21 protein-coding genes and 1 tRNA gene are annotated in these 20,491 nt (G+C 64.9%); 7 read left to right on the forward strand and 15 right to left on the reverse strand.

Annotated elements, in window-relative coordinates:
* Positions 1–6: 6 nt before the first annotated feature.
* From E3O25_RS01120 to E3O25_RS01130, 3 genes are all read right to left on the reverse strand, one after another.
* Complete coding sequence (locus tag E3O25_RS01120; RefSeq protein ID WP_092107949.1) at positions 7–951, reverse strand: FKBP-type peptidyl-prolyl cis-trans isomerase; 945 nt, start codon at positions 949–951, stop codon at positions 7–9.
* Between the two features lie 131 nt (positions 952–1,082).
* Positions 1,083–2,084: a tRNA (adenine-N1)-methyltransferase gene (locus E3O25_RS01125; RefSeq protein WP_092107947.1), complete on the reverse strand. Its 1,002-nt coding sequence runs from the start codon at positions 2,082–2,084 to the stop codon at positions 1,083–1,085.
* Complete coding sequence (locus E3O25_RS01130; protein ID WP_255576014.1) at positions 2,081–2,848, reverse strand: HAD family phosphatase; 768 nt, start codon at positions 2,846–2,848, stop codon at positions 2,081–2,083. The genes E3O25_RS01125 and E3O25_RS01130 overlap by 4 nt, the downstream gene beginning before the upstream one ends.
* Positions 2,849–2,928: 80 nt before the next feature.
* Here E3O25_RS01130 and E3O25_RS01135 point away from each other — a divergent pair, with 80 nt between their 5' ends.
* Positions 2,929–3,888, forward strand: a complete 960-nt coding sequence (locus E3O25_RS01135; protein WP_092107945.1) for a PAC2 family protein — start codon at positions 2,929–2,931, stop codon at positions 3,886–3,888.
* 25 nt (positions 3,889–3,913) lie between these two features.
* Here the strand turns inward: E3O25_RS01135 and mshC are convergent, their stop codons facing one another.
* From mshC to E3O25_RS01150, 3 genes are all read right to left on the reverse strand, one after another.
* Positions 3,914–5,218, reverse strand: coding sequence for a cysteine--1-D-myo-inosityl 2-amino-2-deoxy-alpha-D-glucopyranoside ligase (gene mshC / locus E3O25_RS01140; RefSeq protein ID WP_134360252.1), 1,305 nt, complete (start codon positions 5,216–5,218; stop codon positions 3,914–3,916).
* 60 nt (positions 5,219–5,278) lie between these two features.
* A complete protein-coding gene (locus E3O25_RS01145) occupies positions 5,279–6,133 on the reverse strand; it encodes an undecaprenyl-diphosphate phosphatase (protein ID WP_092107941.1) in 855 nt (284 codons plus the stop codon).
* Positions 6,134–6,244: 111 nt separating this feature from the next.
* Positions 6,245–7,594, reverse strand: coding sequence for a M20/M25/M40 family metallo-hydrolase (locus tag E3O25_RS01150; protein WP_134360395.1), 1,350 nt, complete (start codon positions 7,592–7,594; stop codon positions 6,245–6,247).
* A gap of 124 nt (positions 7,595–7,718) precedes the next feature.
* Between E3O25_RS01150 and E3O25_RS01155 the strand changes: the two genes are divergently transcribed.
* A tRNA-Leu gene (locus tag E3O25_RS01155) sits at positions 7,719–7,803 on the forward strand.
* Between the two features lie 110 nt (positions 7,804–7,913).
* On the opposite strand, the gene E3O25_RS01160 is transcribed toward E3O25_RS01155, so the two are convergent.
* From E3O25_RS01160 to E3O25_RS01175, 4 genes are all read right to left on the reverse strand, one after another.
* Complete coding sequence (locus E3O25_RS01160) at positions 7,914–8,786, reverse strand: ABC transporter permease (protein WP_134360253.1); 873 nt, start codon at positions 8,784–8,786, stop codon at positions 7,914–7,916.
* A complete protein-coding gene (locus tag E3O25_RS01165) occupies positions 8,773–9,753 on the reverse strand; it encodes an ABC transporter ATP-binding protein (RefSeq protein ID WP_241983844.1) in 981 nt (326 codons plus the stop codon). The genes E3O25_RS01160 and E3O25_RS01165 overlap by 14 nt, the downstream gene beginning before the upstream one ends.
* A gap of 31 nt (positions 9,754–9,784) precedes the next feature.
* Positions 9,785–10,936 carry a DUF2092 domain-containing protein gene (locus E3O25_RS01170; RefSeq protein WP_134360254.1) on the reverse strand — a complete coding sequence of 384 codons (1,152 nt, stop codon included), beginning with the start codon at positions 10,934–10,936 and terminating at the stop codon, positions 9,785–9,787.
* Positions 10,937–11,040: 104 nt separating this feature from the next.
* Positions 11,041–11,421, reverse strand: coding sequence for a hypothetical protein (locus tag E3O25_RS01175; protein ID WP_092107931.1), 381 nt, complete (start codon positions 11,419–11,421; stop codon positions 11,041–11,043).
* Between the two features lie 93 nt (positions 11,422–11,514).
* Between E3O25_RS01175 and E3O25_RS01180 the strand changes: the two genes are divergently transcribed.
* The gene (locus E3O25_RS01180) at positions 11,515–12,399 is read left to right on the forward strand and encodes a hypothetical protein (protein ID WP_092107929.1); all 885 of its coding nucleotides are present in this window, start codon (positions 11,515–11,517) and stop codon (positions 12,397–12,399) included.
* On the opposite strand, the gene E3O25_RS01185 is transcribed toward E3O25_RS01180, so the two are convergent.
* The 3 genes from E3O25_RS01185 to E3O25_RS01190 all read right to left on the reverse strand — a co-directional run bounded on the left by E3O25_RS01185 (position 12,396) and on the right by E3O25_RS01190 (position 14,474).
* Positions 12,396–13,331 carry a J domain-containing protein gene (locus tag E3O25_RS01185; protein ID WP_092107927.1) on the reverse strand — a complete coding sequence of 312 codons (936 nt, stop codon included), beginning with the start codon at positions 13,329–13,331 and terminating at the stop codon, positions 12,396–12,398. The two genes, E3O25_RS01180 and E3O25_RS01185, sit on opposite strands and share 4 nt — an antisense overlap.
* 163 nt (positions 13,332–13,494) lie before the next feature.
* Positions 13,495–13,659, reverse strand: coding sequence for a hypothetical protein (locus E3O25_RS16835; protein ID WP_166787699.1), 165 nt, complete (start codon positions 13,657–13,659; stop codon positions 13,495–13,497).
* 104 nt (positions 13,660–13,763) lie between these two features.
* The gene (locus E3O25_RS01190; protein ID WP_092107925.1) at positions 13,764–14,474 is read right to left on the reverse strand and encodes an SOS response-associated peptidase; all 711 of its coding nucleotides are present in this window, start codon (positions 14,472–14,474) and stop codon (positions 13,764–13,766) included.
* A 59-nt stretch (positions 14,475–14,533) separates the two neighbouring features.
* Between E3O25_RS01190 and E3O25_RS01195 the strand changes: the two genes are divergently transcribed.
* Both E3O25_RS01195 and E3O25_RS01200 read left to right on the forward strand, forming a co-directional pair.
* Complete coding sequence (locus tag E3O25_RS01195) at positions 14,534–15,370, forward strand: DUF3097 domain-containing protein (RefSeq protein WP_134360255.1); 837 nt, start codon at positions 14,534–14,536, stop codon at positions 15,368–15,370.
* Between the two features lie 311 nt (positions 15,371–15,681).
* A complete protein-coding gene (locus E3O25_RS01200) occupies positions 15,682–15,885 on the forward strand; it encodes a cold-shock protein (protein WP_035840308.1) in 204 nt (67 codons plus the stop codon).
* A gap of 102 nt (positions 15,886–15,987) precedes the next feature.
* On the opposite strand, the gene E3O25_RS01205 is transcribed toward E3O25_RS01200, so the two are convergent.
* Complete coding sequence (locus E3O25_RS01205) at positions 15,988–16,467, reverse strand: Lrp/AsnC family transcriptional regulator (protein ID WP_092107921.1); 480 nt, start codon at positions 16,465–16,467, stop codon at positions 15,988–15,990.
* A 106-nt stretch (positions 16,468–16,573) separates the two neighbouring features.
* Between E3O25_RS01205 and E3O25_RS01210 the strand changes: the two genes are divergently transcribed.
* Positions 16,574–17,797, forward strand: coding sequence for a PLP-dependent aspartate aminotransferase family protein (locus tag E3O25_RS01210; RefSeq protein ID WP_134360256.1), 1,224 nt, complete (start codon positions 16,574–16,576; stop codon positions 17,795–17,797).
* Here the strand turns inward: E3O25_RS01210 and E3O25_RS01215 are convergent, their stop codons facing one another.
* Positions 17,798–19,615: a DEAD/DEAH box helicase gene (locus E3O25_RS01215; RefSeq protein WP_092107917.1), complete on the reverse strand. Its 1,818-nt coding sequence runs from the start codon at positions 19,613–19,615 to the stop codon at positions 17,798–17,800.
* 86 nt (positions 19,616–19,701) lie between these two features.
* On the opposite strand from E3O25_RS01215, the gene E3O25_RS01220 reads away from it, so the two are divergent.
* Positions 19,702–20,490: an SGNH/GDSL hydrolase family protein gene (locus tag E3O25_RS01220; RefSeq protein ID WP_134360257.1), complete on the forward strand. Its 789-nt coding sequence runs from the start codon at positions 19,702–19,704 to the stop codon at positions 20,488–20,490.
* Position 20,491 lies beyond the last annotated feature (1 nt).

Below are 20,491 nucleotides of genomic sequence, written 5' to 3' on the forward strand. Positions count from 1 at the left end.
CCCGATTTAGCTGACGCCGAGAATATCGACGACGAAGACGAGGGTGGAACCGGCCGGGATGGTGTCGGTGGCGGTGGCTCCGTAGCCCTGGTCGGGGGGAATGACGGCGACGATCTGCGAGCCGACCGTCTGTCCGGTGAGTGCTGTCGCCAGACCGCTGATGACACCGTTGGGCACCAGCTGGGTGGGCGAACCGTCGCTCCAAGTCGATGACAGAACCTTTTTGTCTTTCCACAGCACGCCGATGAGGTTGACGATGACGTTGGAATCCGCCTCGATCTTTTCCCCCGACCCCTTCTTCAGCACGCCGACTTCGAGGGTCGTGGGCGCGTCACCGTTAGGCACGACAACTCCCGGAACCCCGTCTTCATCGAGGACGACAGCGGGCAGGCCGTTTGCGACCGTCTGGTCCACACCGTTGGCCCGGGGCAGGAAGGCCTTGACAACATCGACGACGACGACGAGGGTGTCGGTCGGTGCCACTCCCGCTGGCTGACTGTCGGTGCCCGCGAACCCGTCGTCGGGCGCAACAACGATCACGACGCGTTCACCAACGCGGGCGCAGAGCAGCCCGTCCGTGATGCCGCTGATGTCGGCGCCGTTCAGCAGGAACAGGGGCACGTTGGCTGCGTCGTAGGCGCCCTGCGCGATGACATTGCCGTTGGTTCCGTTGTAGATATTGATCTCGGCAGAGATCAGCTGGCCGCCGCCGATTTTCTCGCCGGAACCCGCGATGATTTCGCTGCGCTGGGTGGTGGCTGACTTCAGCGGGGTCGGAAAGTTGACGTCCGGGGCGGTTCCGAACTCGCCGGTGACCGACACGAGTTCCGAAGCGGGACCCGACGTGGTCGTGGAGTCACAGCTGGCTTGAGCCGGGCCGGGGCTGGCACACGCGGTCAGTGCCGTCATCACGAGGCCGGCGGTGATGATCAGCGCGGATGCTTTGCGCACAAGTCCTTCTTTCGGTACTGGGTTGCTGCAGCATGGATCCGCTGCGCGGGTGTGAGGGGTGGTACGGGTGCTTCAGGCGCAGGATGGCCGTGGTTTCGGCGCACTACAACCAAAAAGGGCCGAGCCCCATCCTAACCGGCGTCGAGGTCTCGAGCCTTGGAAAGCTCTGCGCTTGTACCGGCCGCCCGTACGCGTTTGCGCATGACCTTGGCGCTCACGTTGCGTTCGCCGAGCGCTCCCGGGGTCCAGGCCTCGACATCCGCGTCGCTGAAATCTGTCTTGGAGGGGCGTCGCTTCAGCTCGGGCAGGATCGTGTCGGGGGCCAGACGTCGAGCGGTGATGAGAAAACCGGTGTGGCCGATCATGCGATGGTCCGGCCGCACAGCGAGTCCCTCGACATGCCAGCCGCGAATCATCGTTTCGTTGGAATCAGGGTTGGTGTAGAACCCGGTACCGCGAATGGCTTCAGCCACGCGGGAGAGTTGCGTCACCGTGGCAACGTAGCAGAGCAAAACTCCCCCGGGCTTGAGGGCATCGGAGACGGCACCGAGACATTCCCACGGCGCCAGCATGTCTAGCACGACTCGGTCGACGCTGCGCGCGGGCAGGGTGTCTGGCAGCGTCTCGGCGAGGTCACCGAGCGTGATTGTCCAGTTCTCCGGATCGGTGCCGAGGAAGGTGGCGATATTGTCCCTGGCAACGTCGGCGAATTCTTCACGTCGTTCGAAGGAAGCGAGGCGGCCGGCCGGGCCGATTGCGCGCAACAGCCAGAGCGACAGCGCCCCCGAACCGACGCCGGCTTCGACGACGGTCGCGCCGGGAAAAATATCGGCCTGCGCCAGAATCTGGGCGGCGTCTTTGGGATAAATGATGGCGGCACCGCGGGGCATACTCATCACGAAATCCACCAGCAGCGGTCGCAGCGCCAGGTGTTCGACCCCGACGTTGTTGGTGACGACGGATCCGTCTGGCTGACCGATGATGTCGTCGTGCGCGAGGATGCCGCGGTGCGTGTGAAAAGTGAGGCCCTGCTGCAGCGTGATGGTGTTCATCCGCCCCTTAGGCCCGGTGAGTTGCACCCGGTCGCCAACGCGAAAGAGTCCACTGTTTTGGATAACCTGGTTGTTGCTCATGCGAGTGGTGCACTTTCGTTTCGGGCGAACCCGGTGGGGGCGAGAGAATGAACGGGTACGGCCGAACCTGGCCGAGTCGAGAATTGGTACAGCGCGACAATGTCGTCGAGGGTGCGCCCGGTGAGGGTGGACCATCGGGTGTAGCGGTCGCTCTCCGGCAGGTCGATCTGGTGCGGAACGGCGATGGTGATGGTACCGGCGGCAACAGCGGATGCGACGCCGGGCACGGAATCCTCGATCGCGATGCACTCTGCCGGGTCGACACCGAGGTTCTTGGCGGCGACCAGGTAGGGGTCGGGGTGGGGCTTGCTGTTGGCGACCATGTCGCCGGCGACGACGACGTCGAAGGCGTCGAAATCGATGAGGTCGATGATCTGGCGTGCCATGCGCTCCACCGACATGGTCACGAGTGCCGTCGGGACACCGGCCACTTTCAACTCCTGCAGCAGCTCGCGTGATCCGGGACGCCACGGGATACCGTGTTCGGCCAATTGTTGTTGCACTCGATCGGTGAGACGGGCCACGATGGCATCCGGGGACAGATCCACGCCTCGGGACTGCAGGATCGCGGCGGAATTCCATAGCCCCAAGCCGACCAATAGCATGCCGTCGTCGTGACTCCATACCCCGCCGAATTCGGTGACGAGTTCAGTTTCCGCCCGCATCCAGTACGGCTCGGTGTCGACGATGGTGCCGTCCATGTCCCACAAGACGGCGGCGGGCAGGGAAGCGGGCGTGGGCGGTGGCACAGGAAAAACATTCACGGGGTTCAAGTGTAGGGCCACCGCCTATCCTTGACTGAGGCTCTCTACACGGAAGGCCGAAGGAATTGAGGACGAACACGGTGGCTGACGGTAATGGGTTTCTGGGCGGGCGGCTTCTCGTCGTCGCTTTCGAAGGCTGGAATGATGCCGGTGAGGCCGCGACGGGTGCCGTTCGCGCGCTCAAGGACCTGCTCGACGTCGAGGTGATCACCGAGGTCGATCCGGAACTGTACTTCGACTATCAGTTCAATCGGCCCACGGTGTCGACCAACGAAGATGGCGTTCGCACGCTCAGCTGGCCGGGCGCGATCATGTACGGCCCCAAAACCCCCGGAGTGGTCAGCGTTCCGTTGGCCGAAGATGCGCAGTTGCGTGTCAGCGGAACCAACGCGGGAAATATCTACCTGCTAATCGGCACGGAGCCGTCGCGCAGCTGGAAAAGTTTTGCCGCCGAGATCCTCGACGCGGCACTCGCCGCCGACGTGAGCGGTGTGGTGTTCCTGGGGGCGATGCTCGCCGACGTGCCGCACACCCGTCCGATTTCGATCTTCGTGTCCAGCGACAATGCGCAGGTGCGCGCCGAACTACAGATCGAGCGCAGCAACTACGAGGGGCCGGTCGGTATTCTCAGCGTGCTGTCGGATGCCGCTGAGACGGTGGGAATTCCTACCCTGTCGATCTGGGCATCGGTCCCCCACTATGTACACAATGCTCCGTCGCCCAAGGCGATGCTCGCGCTGATCGACAAGCTCGAAGAGGTCATCGACGTGGTGATCCCCCGGGGTGTGCTGGTGACCGAGGCAGCCGAGTGGGAGTCCGGGATCGACGTTCTCGCTGGCGAAGACGAGGAAATGGCAGCCTATATCGCCCAGCTTGAGCAGGCGAGGGATACGGTCGACTCGCCGGAGGCGAGCGGCGAGGCGATAGCCCAGGAATTCGAGAAATATCTGCGCAAGCGTGGCGGCGACGGCCGCGCCGATGGCCGACCCGACGGTCGTCCGGATGGTCCTGGCAGCAGGCCCGACGGGCCCCGGCACTGAGCGCAGCCAGCCAGCCCAGCCGGCGCTAGAGCGCTACGCCGAGCAGCGCGCTGATCGCACGATTGACCAAACCCAGGTCGTCGAGCGGCAGGTCGACAGCCTCGTCGATGAGCTGCAGGGCTTCCGGAGTGTCGAGGTCGTGGCGCAGAGCGAGTCGGAGGGCCTGCACGAGCGCGGCTGACGCACCGACCGCCGCCGTTTTGGTTGCGTCACCGGGTTCACCCGCGGCCCCGGTCACGGCCGCAGCGCCGAAGGCGGCCGACCACACCGACAGGCGCACGACGGCCTCGTCCAACAGCGTCGCGGTCCATTCCCAGTCGGTGCGGTAGTGCCGGGCCAACAGAGCCAGTCGAATCGCGCGCGGGTCAAAGCCGCTGGCGCGAAGCCTGGAGACCAGAACGAGGTTGCCGAGCGACTTGCTCATCTTCTCGCCTCGATACGCGACCATGCCCGTGTGACTATAGACACCGGCCAGCGGATGACCGGACAGCGCTTCCGCGTGCCCGGCACTCATGTCATGGTGCGGGAAGATCAGGTCTGAGCCGCCGCCCTGCACGGTGAAGTCGGTACCGAGTTCCTTGAGGGCAATGACCGAACACTCGATGTGCCAACCGGGGCGCCCCGCACCGACGGCCGATTCCCACGCTGGTTCCCCGCTGCGCGCGGCTTTCCACAGCAGCGGATCGAGGCGATCCCGTTTGCCGACCCGGTCCGGGTCTCCCCCGCGCTCGGCGAACAGACGGAGCATGCTGACCAGGTCGAGGTTGCTCTCGTCACCGAGCGTCCAGTCGGTGTTGTCTTCCGCAGCCCGAATGTCGAAATACCAGTCGGCGGCGATCGTACCGTCAGCGCCGGCAATGGCGTCCTCGGTCGGCACCGTGTAGGCGAGGCCGGCATCCTGCAACAGCGCAACGGCTGCGGCGACCTCGTCGATAACCTCGGTCACGGCGACGAAATCATCTGGTGGGATGATGCCGAGCGCTTCCATGTCGGTGCGGAAGAGCTCGACCTGAGACTCCGCCAGGTCACGCCAGTCCATGCCTGTGGCGGTCGCCCGTTCCAGGAGCGGGTCGTCGACATCCGTCACATTCTGGGCATAGTGAACGCGAAAACCAGCGTCGATCCAGACCCGCTGCAGGGTGTCGAACGCCAGGTAGGTGTTGGCGTGGCCGATGTGGGTCGCGTCGTATGGCGTGATACCGCAAACATAGAGGCGGGCGGCATCGAGTGGCAGCGCCAGCACGAGGCTGTCGGTTTTGGTGTCGTGGAGCCAGGGTGCACTCGACTCACCGGGGACAGAAACTAGATCGGGTCGTTCCCATGCACGCATTCGACCAGCCTAGCTTTGCTGGGACGATCGGTTCGCACGGGTCATCGCGGTGGGAATCGGCTAGGCGGAGATGACGTTGGTGCCGAGGAGCACGAACAGCACGATGCCGAGCACAATGCGATAGATCACGAACGGGAGAAAACTGCGCTTGGAAATGTAGTTCATGAAGAAGGCGATCACGCCCAGAGCCACCACGAAAGCGATGATCGTCGCGACGAGCGTTTCGAGCGGACCGAAGATTTCGGGGGTGCAGGTGGTGGCGCCGGCCAGGCAGGGCTCGGCGATGGATTTGTAGACCTGGAAGAAGCCGCTCCCGAGCACGGCGGGAATCGCCAGGAGGAAAGCGTAGCGGGCCGCTGCAGCGCGCTCGTAGCCGAGAAACAGGCCGGCGGTGATGGTTCCGCCCGACCGGGACACGCCGGGGATCAAAGCAAGCGCCTGGGCAAAGCCGTAAATCGCGCCGTGGCCCACCGTGATGTCCTGCAGTCTGCGCCGTTTGGCACCGACGAAGTCGGCAATGCCCAGCAGCACCCCAAAGACGATGAGCATCGTGGCGGTGATCCAGAGCGAGCGCAGTACGGTTTCGATCTGGTCCTGGAACAGCAAGCCGAGAATGATGATGGGCAGCGAGCCGAGAATAATCAGCCAGCCCAGTCGGGCATCCGGGTCAGCTCGAGAGACTCGCCCCGTCAGTGATTTTGCCCACTGGCCAATGATGCGCACGATGTCGCGCCAGAAGAATATGACGACGGCTGCCTCGGTACCGATTTGCGTGATCGCCGTGAATCGAGCTCCCGGATCTTCACCGGTGCCGAGAAACTGGCCGACGATGGTGATGTGCGCGCTCGACGATACCGGGAGGAACTCGGTCAGTCCCTGAACCAGGCCCAGGATGATCGCATTCAGAAAGTCCACACGCTTCGCTTTCTCGGATTACTTCGATTACTTCGATTACTTCGAACACTTGATCACTCTTGACTACTCGGAGAACCCGGGCCCGGCTACGCCGAGCGACGGTTCACTAAGTCAATAGTTTGAGAACAGGTCGGTCAAAACCTGCCTGCCAAACACTAATGCGTCCAGAGGCACCCGCTCGTCCACTCCGTGGAACATTGCGGGGAAGTCCAAGTCGGCGGGGAGGCGAAGCGGTGCGAAACCATAGCCCTTGATTCCGAGGGTGCTGAGTGCCTTGTTGTCGGTTCCGGCCGACAGCAGGTAGGGCAACACCGGTGCGCCCGGGTCGTGGCGTTCCAGGGTGCTCACGACCGCGTCGATCAGTGGCCCGCTGAATTCCGTTTCCAGACCGATATCGCGGTGCATTGTGACGATTTCGATGTCGGAACCGACAATCTCCTGAATCTGGGCGAGTACGAGGTCTTCCTCGCCCGGCAGTGACCGGATGTCGATGAGAGCCTCGGCCGTATCGGGGATGACATTGTGCTTGTAACCGGCGGTGAGGCCGGTCGGGTTGGCGGTCGTGCGCAGGCTGGCCTGGATGAAGCCCGAGGCCGTGCCGGTCGCCAGGGCGAGTTCATCGGGGCCGACGCGCTGCGGGTCCACGTCGAGAATGCGGGCGATCTCACCGAGCAGCTGCTCGGCTGTGTCGGTCAGCCGGATCGGCCATTCGTGGCGCCCCAATGCGGCCACGGCCTCGGCGAGTCGGGTGATGGCGTTGTTCGGGTGCATGCGGGAGCCGTGCCCGGCCTCGCCGCGGGCAACAAGCTTGACCCAGATCAGCGCTTTCTCACCGGTCTGCAGCAGATAGGCGCGCTTTCCGCCGAGGGTGATCGAGTAGCCGCCAACCTCGCTGATCGCCTCCGTAGCCCCGTCGAACAGGTGCGGGTGCTCGTTGACCAGAAAATGTGAGCCCAGCACGCCTCCCGCTTCCTCGTCAGCGAAGAACGCGATGACGAGGTCTCGTTCCGGCGCACCCTGGGCGCTGATGACGTCCTGCAGGGAGGCCAGAATCATGGCATCCATGTTCTTCATGTCGACGGCGCCACGACCCCACAACAACCCGTCCTTGATCACGCCGGCGAAGGGGTCGACGCTCCAGTTGGCCGCATCGGCCGGCACGACGTCCAGGTGCCCGTGTACGACCAGTGCCGGCCGCAAGGAGTCTTTGCCTTTGACCCGCGCGACCACACTGGTGCGGCCAGGTTCGGAATCGAACAGCTCGGGGGCGAGGCCCAGGGCGCGCAGCTTCTCGGCGACGTACTCAGCGGCATCCGTTTCGCCGTTGGAACGCCCTTCACCGTAATTCGTGGTGTCGAAACGGATGAGATCACGCGCAATTTGCGCGGTCAGGTCAAGTTTCTGGGGAACATCTGCACGGGACGGACCCGCTGAATCAGCGGAATGTGGAGCCGGGAGCATGTTCGGGGAGGAAGCCATGATCAAACGCTACCGGTCGCTGCTGGTGCTAGTGACACAAGCAGGCTTCAAAACCGTGCTAAGTTATTACCTCGGCGGCCGGTTCATCCGGAGGCCGTTTCACCCAGTCCGGGTGGCGGAATTGGTAGACGCGCTGGCTTGAGGTGCCAGTGCCCGTTAAGGGCGTGTGGGTTCAATTCCCATCTCGGACACGGAGATTTCTTTCGAGAGATCATCGAGGACTGGTTGAGACAGTTCACAAGGCCGGATCCCCTGGATCCGGCCTTGTCACGTTAAATTGCCGTCTTATTCCGGCTGCGATTCAGGACAGGATGTCCTTGGTCACGAACCGGCTGTAGGCCAACGCGCCGAACACGGCCAGGTAACACGCCTGCACGATCGCGTTCTGGCCGAACGAGCCCAGGTCGAGGGGCTGCCGCAGCAGGTCGGCGAATCTGAGCCAGTAGTGACTGAACAGCCATGGGTGGAGCCAGGACAGCTGCGGAATGACATCGAGGATCTGAGCGACCACCGACACCACGACCGTCGCCGCCATGGCTCCCACGGGAACATCGGTGAGCGTGGAGATGAAAAGTCCGATCATCGCCAGACCCAGCAGCGAGACGGTGACGTAGGCCGCCACCAGCAACGAACGCAGCAGCGATTCGGCGACGCTGATGGTGTCCCCCGACAACAGCGTGACCGGGCCCACCGGGAACAGGGCGGCACCGATAAGCGCACCGGACACGGTGAGCGTCAGCGTCGCCACGAGGCAGAACACGGCCGCACCGACGTACTTGACCAGCAGCAGCCGCACCCGGCCGGCCGGTGCCACCAGAAGGTAGCGCAGGGTGCCGAGGCCGGCTTCACCGGCGATCGTGTCACCGGCGACGACACCGATGGTGAGCGGAAGAAACAGGGGAATAGCAACGACCATAGCCGTGAAGCCGACGAACAGTCCGTTCTGAGTCACCCGATCGAGAAAGGGCGGTCCCTCCCCCGGGTTCAGCGTCGACGACGACAAGCGCACCGCGACGGCGAGCAGGATCGGGATCAGCGCAATGGCGACGAGCATGGCCCAGGTGCGACGACGGCGAAACAGCACCGCCAGCTCGGATCCGAGCAGGTCCCAGCCACCCCTCCCCCGGACGGGGACCTCGGCGCTGTTTGGCACAGAAACGTCACTGGACGACATCGAAACCCTCCCCGGTCAACGCCACGAAACGTTCTTCGAGACTCGGTTCCTCGACGAGGAAACCACGGATGCGCACCCCACCGGCAACGAGGGCCGTGACGATGGCTTCCGGTTGCCACTGGGAGCCGCGTAGCGGCGCGACCACGTCCCGGTCGGCACGGTCGTCCGGAGCGAGAAATGGTTCCAGTCCGAGGTGGGTGAGCACGCGCACCGCACCGGCGGTATCCGGTGTGCGCACGCGCACCCGAGTGTCCCCGCCCTGCCGCAGCGCGGCCAGGGTGCCCTGGGCGACGATGCTGCCGGCGCTCATGACGGCAGCATGAGTGCAAATCTGATCCACCTCGGCGAGCAGATGGCTGGAGACGAAGACGGTCGTGCCCTCGGCCGCGAGGGATCGCACGAGGGTGCGCACCTCTCGGGTGCCCTGGGGATCAAGGCCGTTGGTGGGCTCATCGAGCACGAGCAGGTCCCGAGGGAGCAGCAGCGCGTTGGCGATACCGAGCCGCTGCTTCATGCCGAGCGAATACGCGTGCACCTTTTTGTCGGCCGCGTGGGTGAGCCCGACCCGTTCCAGCGCAAACTGCACCCGGGCGCCGCGGGTGTTGCTTGACGCGTGTCGGTCGGCGGTGTCCAGTCGCCGGAGGTTGGCCGCACCCGAGAGGAAGGGATAAAACGCTGGTCCCTCGACGAGCGCGCCGACCCGGGGAAGCACGTGGTGGAGCCGGGCCGGCATGCTGTGGCCCAAAACGGAGACGGTGCCGCTCGTGGCCTGGGTGAGTGCGAGCAGCATGCGGATGGTCGTGGTCTTGCCCGAACCGTTGGGGCCGAGAAACCCGAAGACGGACCCACGGGGAACCGCGAGGTCGATACTGTTCACCGCGGTTTGTTTGCCGAACCTTTTGGTCAGACCCCGACTTTCGATGGCGAGGTCACCCTCCGGGGTAGCGCCGGTCACGGCGTCGTGCACGTCACGGCGGTGACCAGCGTTGCCGGAGGAATCACTCGGCCGCTGCCTGCAGCCGGGCGAGCGGAACCGCCCCGGCGAAAACGCGACCATCACCGGCCAGGAAAACCGTGAGGAGGGACGTTTTCAGGGCACGCCCGCCGTCGACGGCCGTCGTCAGCTGGTCGATCATGGGGTTGTCCCCCAGTTCGGCCGCTACCGCGGCTGCCGGCACTTCGGTGATGCTGGACCAGCCGGTACCCGTGACGATGGGGACCGCACCGGCGGCTTTGCTGGGGTCATACGAGTGATCGACCCCGCCCTCACCGACAGTGCCGGACAGGTTCGGAACGGCTTGTTCCGTCACGGTGGCGCCCGCCGGCGGCACGAAGTCGAACAGGGCCGCCTCTGGAGCCGCGAAGTCGATGGCTGTAAAACCAACCTGGAAAGCCGGTGTGCTCTGCCCCACGGCCAGCACCGTCACCTGCAAGGGCAGGCCGGTCTCGGCATCTACCGCGATCGATACGGATGCCACGAGGGTGTCCGTTGTGCGCGGCGTGAGCACCAGCTGGTACACGCTGCGCCCGGCTACCCGGGCGTCGGTGCCGACCGACACCGTCGTACTGGGTTCGAGCTCGGTCAATACGCGCTCGGCAAGCTGGGACGGCGTCGACAGGTCAGAGGGCAGCTGAGACGGCAGTTCGGCCAGTTTCTCCGCAGCGGCAGCGGAGAGGTCCGGCGGCAGGCGCAGGTGGGTCGCCGCGTTACTGCTCGAGTCGTACAGCCAGACGTCGCTGCCGTTGTGGATCACGTCACGTTCGTCCATGCGATCCTTGACCTGCACTCTAAACCGGTTCTCGCCCCCGGCGTACACGCGAAAATCGTGCGAGCCGCTGAGCAGTTCCAGTGCCGTGGTCAGCGCCACGGTCGACGATCCGGTCGACGTTCCGGTCGACGTTCCGGTGGGGGCGACCTCGTTCATGCCCGCGCCGAGGTCGAGCGACGGAAGGCCCAGATCAGCTGATTGGGCGACCGTTCCGGAGAAGGTGGATACGGTGCTGTCGTTCACCAGGAGCAGCACCTGCTCGGGAGTCTTATCGGGAAGGTCGACAGCAGCACCGGCCTGGAGCGGCACGGCGATGACTGCGGCGACAACAACGGCCGGAACGATGACGGCGGGGAGCCAACGGAGAAAATTGCCGGACATGATCAACGACCTCGTGCATTCGGATTCATACCCGGATCGTACGCCCCGAGCATGCCGGAATGCTGCCAGATCAGCGGACTTTCAGGTGCGCGGGCTGCGGGAGGTCAGACCGAGTGCTCGGGGGTCGGCGCCTCATCGGTGATGCCGATGAACTGGCTGCCGATGCCGTCGCACTCGGTGCGGCCGAATCCGGGGGCCGGTTCGGGTAATTCGTCGAAACCGTGGTTCGAGCAACTGATGTAGGTGAACGTCGGCCACCACTTTTTCGGGCGGACGGCTTCGGTGTAACCACAAATCGTGCAGGTGAGCTGCACCCAGACCGGCTTCTTGCCGGTGCGGTTGGCGCGCGACTGCACCAGCCAGACCGGCGGTTCAGCTTCGAGTTTGGCGAGCTGGCCCTCGCTGAGCCGCGAGGGAATGCCGTGGCGGGCCGCCATTTCCAAGGGGATATCCAGGCGCAGTGCTACTTCTCGTCGCGTAATCATCACAGGCAACGATAGGCGTTTGGGAGTGTGGGCGCAGCATCCGCTAGCCGTCAGCGCCTGATTACCCCCCGAGCGGCATGGGACAATGGCCAGATGCCTACGCCCGTCTCCCCCCTCGGACTGCTCCTCGACGTCGACGGTCCGATTGCCAGCCCGGTCACGCGCACCATCGCCAAACCCGGCATCCTGACCGACCTGATCACGCTCGCGGCCGGACAGGTGCCGATCGCCTTCATCACCGGTCGCTCGGCCGACTTCATTCGCGAGCAGGTCGTCGCCCCGCTCGTGGCGGCCGGGCTGCCGGAGAGCTTTCGAATGTACGGTGTTTGCGAAAAGGGCGCCGTCTGGTTTCCGATCGGGCACGACGGCATGGGTGAGGTGGTCGTCGACCGGGCCCTGGCACTGCCGCAGGCCGTCATAGACGACGTGCGCCGGCTGGTCACGCGGTCGTTCGCACGGGAGATGTTCTTCGACGAGACCAAGCAGGCCATGATCTCGGTCGAGCAGCGCACCGACGTGAGCCATGGTGACTACCGTGCCCGCCAACCCGAATTCAACGCGGCGGCCTTCGCCCTCCTGGTGAAACACGGCCTGGGCGTGCGCTTCAACGACCTTGAATCAGCGGATGCCTCCGGGGAGATTCCGTTTCGGCTCGACGCCACGATCATCTCGACCGATATCGAATCGGTCACCCTCGACAAAGACCACGCCGCCAGGCGCGCGCTGGCCTATTTCGCGCAGAGCGGACCGCTGCCCCGACTGTGGCGCTCGGTCGGCGATTCCCGCAGCGACTATCGCATGGCCGACCACTTGCACGAGGCCGGCTTCGACGTCTCCCACGTGGACGTACGACCCGCCGACGGGATTCTGGACCGACCGTACCCGGTGATCGTCATCGGCGACCAGATCCACGATGAGGCCGGGGCGACGTTCCTGCATCACTGGGTGCAGAAGCTGGCGTTGCCCGCCGACAGCTAGGTCGTCACGAAGCGGATGCCGTTTTGCAGGGTGCTGCGCAGCTCGAAGACTTTCTCGAAACTGCCGCGTTCCATGCCGGCCAGGCCGTCGCGGAGCACGCCGACGAGGCGCGAACGCGGGATGGCGATGATCATCGGGCGGCGGCCACGCTTCGGCAGCGACACGGGTTCCTCGAGCGCGCCGTCGGGCAGGACGACGATGAGGGCGGTGAACCGCACCTTCAGCGCGCGGGTGATGGAGCGCGCGGCATCCTCGAACTGGTGAATCGGACGGTCATCTTCGGGCAGGTCGTCGCCGACCAGTTCGCCGCGGCGCAGTTGCACCGATGCTCCCCAGTCCTCGGAGAGCACGCCGAACAGGCCGGCCGGGCCGAGGATGATGTGGTCGAGTTTGTCGGTCTGGCCGCCGGTATCGATGTCGTGCCAGGCGGTGAAACCGATGCCCAGGTTGCCGACGAGCGCAGCGGTGGCCTCCTCGGCAAGAGCCTTGGCGAGGCAGTGGCGCACGAGTTTGGGGGCGCTGCGAATGAGGGCGGGGGCGTACGGGTCATCGATGACCGTGCCGCGACCGGCCCATTCGCGCACGAGATCGAGGTATCTCAGCCGGGCCTGGCCGCCGGGGTGGCCGTGCATGCGGGTTTTCAGGCTGGATTTCGTGGCTGGACCGCGGGTGGAGGGGGCGGCGTAGGCATCCGCTGCGGCAGGCTGCTCGGGACCGTCGAAACGTCGACGATCGTAGGCAGCACGATTCTCGGGGCTGCCGATGCGCTCCCAGGCGAGCTGCACGGCGTGAAATTTGGTCGCGCTGCCGCCGACGTCGGGGTGCGTCTGGCGAAGCAGCAGCCGGTAGGCACGACGCAACTCGTCGTCGGTCGCGGTCGGGCTCACGCCGAGGACCTCGTAGGGAGTGGATGCGGCCGGGCTGTCTTGCATCCTGGGCGGGACCTTTCCATGTTCGAAGGCGATCGCTGCGAAGGCGATCGAAGGTCAACGGTACCGCGGGATTCTGACATTGGGCCGAGGTACGCCGAGCGAGCCCTGGCCGGCTGCGCGCGGTCGGTTGCTGTCGCCGGTTCGAACGCGACGTTGGCGCTGACTAGTCGCGGAGCAGGTGGAACGGGATCGCCATGGCGATGGAAACGCAGACGATTCCGCCGATGAAGATCGGTGCCATCAGGGACGTGACCGAGAACGCCAGGCCGAACAGCCAAAAACCGAAGACGAAGATCGCAAACGCGACGACGAAGGCGACAATGTTCATGGGTGGTCCTTTCACGGCAGCGCCCGCGTAATCTCGCCAGTCACTGAGTTGAGCGTAATGAATATTTGTATTGATTCGAGCGTACCGGTTGGGGCCAGGAGTGCTTACATCGAATCCCTGGTGACCGGCTCGATCAGTTCGGGGCCGTTTCCGGTCACCGGAGCGACCTCGTGAAAATCCAGCGATTCGACGACCTCGTGCGAGGCTGCCACGGCGGCATCGATGAGCGACTGGTCGCCCTGTGTGGCCGGGTCGAGCCAGTGGTCCCACCATTCCTCCGGCAGGGCGACGGGGGTGCGATCGTGGATTTGCGCGAGAGGACCGCGCGCATCCGTCGTCAGGATGGTGGCGGACAGCACCCAACGCGCCGGGTCGGTGTCGGCGGCGGCCGGGTTCTTCCACCAGGAATACAGGCCGGCGAAAGCCAGCGGCAGGCCGTCATCGGAATGGACGAAGTAGGGCGTCTTGACGTTGCCTTCGGTGTGCCACTCGAAATAGCCCGTGGCCGGTATCAGGGCACGCCGTGACCGTACTGATGTTTTGAAGGTCGGTTTCTCAGCGGCGGTTTCTGCGCGGGCGTTGAAGGTCGGAAATTTCGATGTCGGTTCCGTGGCGAACGAAGGAATCAACGACCAGCGCGCCGATTCCAGCCGCCGCACGGCCGGATCGGTCCTGGCGGATTCGAGCACGATGGGAATCTGCTCGGTCGGCCGGATGTTCCAGGACGGCTCCGGCAGGTTCTCCCCCTCGTGTTCGACATCGAACATGGACGCCAGATCGGGCGCCGTATCGGTAATGATGAATCGACCACACATGTCTTCAGAATACCGCGCCCTGCCCGGACGTCTCCCTGTTGTCGGCTAGCGTCGATGCAATGGACGATCGATACAGTGCAGACGTGCTCTCCCCCGGCTGGCGCGCCGCCGGCCGCCGTGTCATTCCGACGCAGGAAGCCACCCGAGACCTGGTTGTGGAAGAGGTCGCGACCGGATTCTGCGGCGCCGTCATGAGCGTCGATAAGAAGATCGTCACCCTGGAGGATCGGCACGGCAAACTGCGACTCTTTCCGCTCGGCTCCGGCTTTCTGATCGACGGCCGTGCGGTGACCCTGGTGGCTCCGACCATGGCCGCTGCCCTCGGCCGGGTGCGCACGGCCTCTGGCTCAACCGCCGTGCCGAACGCGCGGGCCAGGGTCGCTCGTGCGAGCCGCATCTTTGTCGAAGGTCGGCACGACGCCGAACTGGTGGAAAAGGTCTGGGGTGCCGATCTGAGAGTTGAAGGGGTCGTCGTGGAATACATCGAGGGCGTCGACAATCTCGACGACATCCTCCGCGAATTCCGGCCGGCACCTGATCGTCGCGTCGGAGTGCTCGTCGACCATCTCGTGCCCGGGTCCAAGGAGAGCCGCATCGCGGAGGCCGTGGCGCGCGGGCCGTTCGCCGCGAACGTGCTCGTGGTCGGGCATCCGTTCGTCGACGTGTGGCAGTCGGTCAAGCCGGCTCGGGTTGGCCTCCAGGCCTGGCCGGAGGTGCCGCGGAGTATCGAGTGGAAACACGGCATCTGCGATGCGCTCGGCTGGCGGCACGAGGAGCAGGCCGACATCGCCAGGGCCTGGCAGCGAATTCTTGGCCGGGTGCACACTTTTGCCGATCTGGAACCGCAACTCCTGGGCCGCGTGGAGCACCTGATTGATTTCGTGACCGCCGAATGACACGCCGTAAGACATTGTGAAAACCGGGTGCCGTGACCCTCGACAGGCAGTGGTAGACCGGGAGTTCACCCGAATTTCGCCGTGAACGTAACGCTTTCACGTCGAAAAGGCTGGGAATTTTGAAACCATCCAGACTTGTGGGCTAGTGTTGGACTCGAAGTTGTAGTGCTTGCACGTCTTAAACGCACCGATCGTGATTCAACTGGATCGCGGTTTGTGCGCCACATTCCTTTCGGAAGCGGACGACGAATACCGCGACGAACGGTCCCGACAGTCGGGGCCGGTCTAACACTCCTGGAGGAGTTTTACAAATGGCAACAGGTACCGTGAAATGGTTCAACGCTGAAAAGGGCTTCGGCTTTATCGCACCCGACGACGGAAGCGCCGATGTTTTCGCGCACTACTCCGCGATCGCGTCGAACGGCTACAAGTCCCTCGATGAGAACCAGAAGGTCGAGTTCGAGGTAACCCAGGGCCCCAAGGGTCCTCAGGCCGAGAACATCCGCGCCCTCTAAATAGAGCTTGCGAAGAACGCCTCCCGCTCACGCGGGAGGCGTTCTTGTTTTAACCGAATTGGTCTGGACCGGTCAGCAACGACCCACAGTCCGTCCGCGGTGCTACTTGACCAGATCTTGCCAGCCGTCACCGTCGACGTACTCAAAGATCAGGTTGGTCTCGGTGTGGGCGACGGCCGGATGCTCCGCGAGGTGTTCCAACACGAAGTCACGCAGGTGGGAGGCATCCGCGGCGGCAACGTGCAGCAGATAGTCATCGGCTCCGGCGGTGTGGAACAGGCCGATCACCCCGGGCCAGTGCGGGGCTGCGTTTCGAAAGTCATCGATCTGTACCCGGGCGTGCTTGGCCAGCCGCACCGAGATCAGGGCCTGCAGGCTCGCGCCGAGTGCGGCCAGGTCAATGTTGGCCCGATAGCCGCGAATGTGGCCGAGCTGCTGCAGACGGCGCAGACGCAGAGACACGGTGGATTCGGCGACGCCGATCTCGCTGGCCAGGGCCGCCCCAGAAGCCCTCGCATTGACGGACAGGGCACGCAGTAAAGCGCGATCAACCCGGTCAAGTTCCGGCTTCTTCGATTCCATTAAGAGACTCCCTCGTTACCAAGGAGTTTATGCGATGTGAAGATCAGTTTTGGAAGGGTCTGCAGAGTGCCTTGTAGGAACGCACAGAATCTGCTTCTGTGAGGTCATGCTGCCATCGACGCCACACATCGAAACCCTAGCCGTGCATGCCGGAATGGACGGCCTCACCGAGGCCGGGGTTCACGTTCCGGGAATCGACCTGTCGACAACGAATCCGCTGCGAACAGTGGAGACCGGTGGTGAGTCGTACGAGAACCTGGCGACCGGAGGCACTCCCCGACCTGAGGACTCCGCCGTCTACCAGCGGTTGTGGCAGCCCGGAGTCGCCCGGTTCGAGTGCGCCCTGGCGGCGTTGGAACAGGCTGAGGGCACAGTGGCCTTCGCCACCGGAATGGCCGCCCTTACCGCGACGCTGATCGCGACGGTGACCGCCGGCAAGCCGCATATCGTGGCCCTCCGCCCCCTGTACGGCGGAACCGACCACGTCCTGGCCAGTGGGCTGCTCGGCACGACGGTCACCTGGACCGACCTGGCCGGCGTTACAGCGGCCATCCGTGCGGACACCGGTCTGGTCGTGCTCGAGACGCCGGCCAACCCGACCCTCGAGCTCACCGATATTCGGGCGGTCGTTGCGGCCGCCGGAGATGTTCCGGTGCTGGTCGACAATACCTTTGCGACGCCGGTGCTGCAACGCCCGATCGAGTGCGGGGCTACCCTGGTTCTGCACAGCGCGACCAAGTTCCTCGGCGGGCACGGCGATGCCATGGGCGGAACCGTTTCGGGGCCCCACGAGTGGATGGTGCGGCTGCGGCAGGTGCGCGCGCTCACCGGTGGCTTGCTGGCGCCGTTCAACGCCTACCTGCTGCATCGCGGGCTGCGCACCCTGCCGATTCGGGTGCGCGCCCAACAGGACACGGCGGGTGTGATCGCTGCCCGGCTCAACGAACATCCGGCGTTGTCTCGCGTACTTTACCCCGGCCTGCCCGGCCAGGACCCGCAGGGGCTGATCGGCCGACAGAGCGCGGGGGCCGGTTCCCTGATGGCCCTGGACCTGGGCTCCTACGCAGCCGCCGTGCGCTTCACCGAAGCACTGAGGCTGGTCACGCACGCCGTGTCGCTGGGCGGTGTCGACTCCCTCGTTCAACACGCGGCATCCCTGACCCACCGGCCGGTCGCGGCAACGGCACGCCCCGGCGCCGGTGTCGTGCGCCTGTCGATCGGACTCGAACACGTCGATGACCTGCTCGACGACATTCTCACCGCACTGCTGGTCGCCCGTGCGCCCGTCAGTGTCGAAAACAAGGCCCGGTCGACGACGCTGCGTGACTAGCTAGCTGCGGCCGAGACGGCGGCGCAGCAGGTCGATGCGCATCTGCAGCTGGGTCACGCTGGCCTGCGCGACGGCGGGCCCGCCACAGATCCGACGCATCTCAGCGTGGATCATGCCGTGCGGCTCGTTGGCCAGCTTCGACCACATGCCCACCAGGCTCGACAGCAGGGTGCGCTGTTCCTTCAGCGTACGGTAAAGCGGCGGCGGCTCCAGCGGGGCGATGTCGCCGGTGACGGGGTCTCTACGCTTGTCGGTGGACCGCTTGGACTGACGGGACTGGCGTTGCCGCAGCAACTCCGACACCTGCTCCGGCTCGAGCAGGCCGGGGATCCCGATGAAGTCGAACTCCTCATCGGTGCCCGGCTCGGCGAGCTCACCGAATTCATCACCGTCGAACATGACCATGTCGAAGGTCGCCTGCGAGTCCAGGGCCTGCCAGGTGAAGTCGTCCACGCCGAGGTCATCGGACGCTTTCTCTTCCTTGTTCGCCGCAGTGACCATGGCGTCTTCGGGGTTGTACATGCCATCGTCGCCGTCGTCACGGTTGCTGCGGTCGAGGGCGTGGTCGCGTTCCAGTTCGAGGGCGTTGGCCAGGCTGAGCAGCCCGGGAACGTTCGGCAGAAAAATGGACGCCGTCTCTCCACGACGACGCGCCCTCACGAACCGGCCGATCGCCTGGGCAAAATACAGCGGGGTGGCCGCGCTCGTCGCGTACACGCCGACAGCGAGACGCGGCACATCAACACCCTCCGACACCATCCGCACGGCGACCATCCAACGCCGCGTGTTCTTGGAGAACTCGTCGATCCGGTCGCTGGCTTCTTTCTCATCGGAGAGCACGATCGTGACCGGCTCACCACAGATGTCCTCGAGGATAACGGCGTAGGCGCGTGCGGTGGTCTGGTCGGTGGCGATGACGAGGCCACCGGCATCCGGAATGCCGTGCCGCACCTCGGTCAGACGCGAATTCGCGGCGCGCAACACCGACGGTATCCACTGGCCGCTGGGCTCGAGTGCGGTGCGCCAAGCCTGGCTCGTGATGTCCTTGGTGTTACCCTCGCCGAGTTTTGCTTCCATCTCGTCGCCGGCGCGGGTGCGCCATTTCATGTGCCCGGCGTAGACCATGAACATGACCGGGCGCACCACGCCGTCGGCGAGGGCACGGCCGTACCCGTAGGCGTAGTCGCTCTGCGACATGCGGATGCCGTGCTTGTCGGGCAGGTAGCTCACGAACGGAATCGGCGAGGTATCTGACCGGAACGGGGTACCGGTCAGTGACAGCCTGCGGGTGGCCGGGCCGAACGCCTCACGAATCGCGTCGCCCCAGCTCAGGGCGTCTCCCCCGTGGTGGATCTCGTCGAGGATGACCAGGGTACGGCTCGATTCGGTGAGCTGCTTGTGCAGGGCGGCGCGCGCTGCGACCTGCGCGTAGGTGACGACGACTCCGTGATAGTGGCTGCCGTAACTGCGGTCGGCGTTCTTGAACATTGGGTCGAGACGGATGCCCGCGCGCGCCGCGGCATCCGCCCACTGGTTTTTGAGATGCTCGGTCGGGGCGACGACGGTGATGCGATCGATGGTTCGCCGGGACCGAAGTTCGGCCGCCAGACGCAGGGCGAACGTTGTCTTGCCGGCACCGGGCGTGGCCGCGGCGAGGAAGTCTCGCGGTTCGTGCACGAAGTAGGCTTCGAGCGCTTCGGCTTGCCAGGCACGCAGCTTGCCAGCGGTACCCCAGGCGGCGCGTTCGGGGAAGGACGGCGAAAGATGTTCGGCTGCACTCGTTCCCTGCGCGGGACCGAAAACCGATGGAGTATTCACTTCTGACAAATCTACCAAAGCCCACTGACGTTCGCGTGCAGCGCGCTCGGTTCGACCCGACCCGGGTGGTCCGACAGAATGGGTCGATGACGAAGCAACAGCATCCGTGGTCGCGCTACGTCGCCCTGGGCGACTCCTTCACCGAAGGCATCGGCGATCCTGAGGTGCAGAGCCCCGGCGGGCACCGGGGCTGGGCCGATCGGGTCGCCGAGATTTTGAGCGACGGCACCGAGGACTTCGCTTACGCCAACCTCGCTGTGCGCGGCAAACTCATTCGGCAGATTGCCGACGAACAGGTCGAACCGGCGCTGGCGCTGCGCCCTGACCTGATCACCATCTCGGCCGGCGGCAACGACGTGCTCCGACCGGGTACCGACCCGGACTTCATCGCTGCGCGCTGTGACGAAGTCATTTCCCGGTTGACCAGCGATGGCGCGACGGTCGTGCTGTTCACCGGTGCCGATGTGGGCTTCTCCCCCGTGTTTCGCAGCATTCGCGGCAAGGTCGCCATCTACAACGAGAACATTCGCGCCATTGCAACGAAGTACGACTGCATCGTGGCCGACATGTGGCAGCTCACCGAGATCCAGGACCCACGGCTGTGGGCGCCAGACCGGCTGCACCTGAACGCTCTCGGACACCACACGGTGGCCCGCATGGTGCTGGAGACCCTCAACGTGAAGAATTCCCTCGAACCGAGCGCGCCAGAGCCGATGCCGGGTACCAGCTGGCGTCAGGCGCGCACCGAAGACTTCGCATGGGCGCGGGAGTACCTGGTGCCGTGGGTGCTGCGTCGGGTGCGGCACCAATCCTCCGGCGACAACGTCCTGCCCAAACGGCCGGCGGCCGGCCCGTTCACCCTGCCGACGGTCTGAC

The organism is Cryobacterium sp. TMT1-3, assembly GCF_004402315.1.
Taxonomy (GTDB): Bacteria; Actinomycetota; Actinomycetes; order Actinomycetales; family Microbacteriaceae; genus Cryobacterium; species Cryobacterium luteum.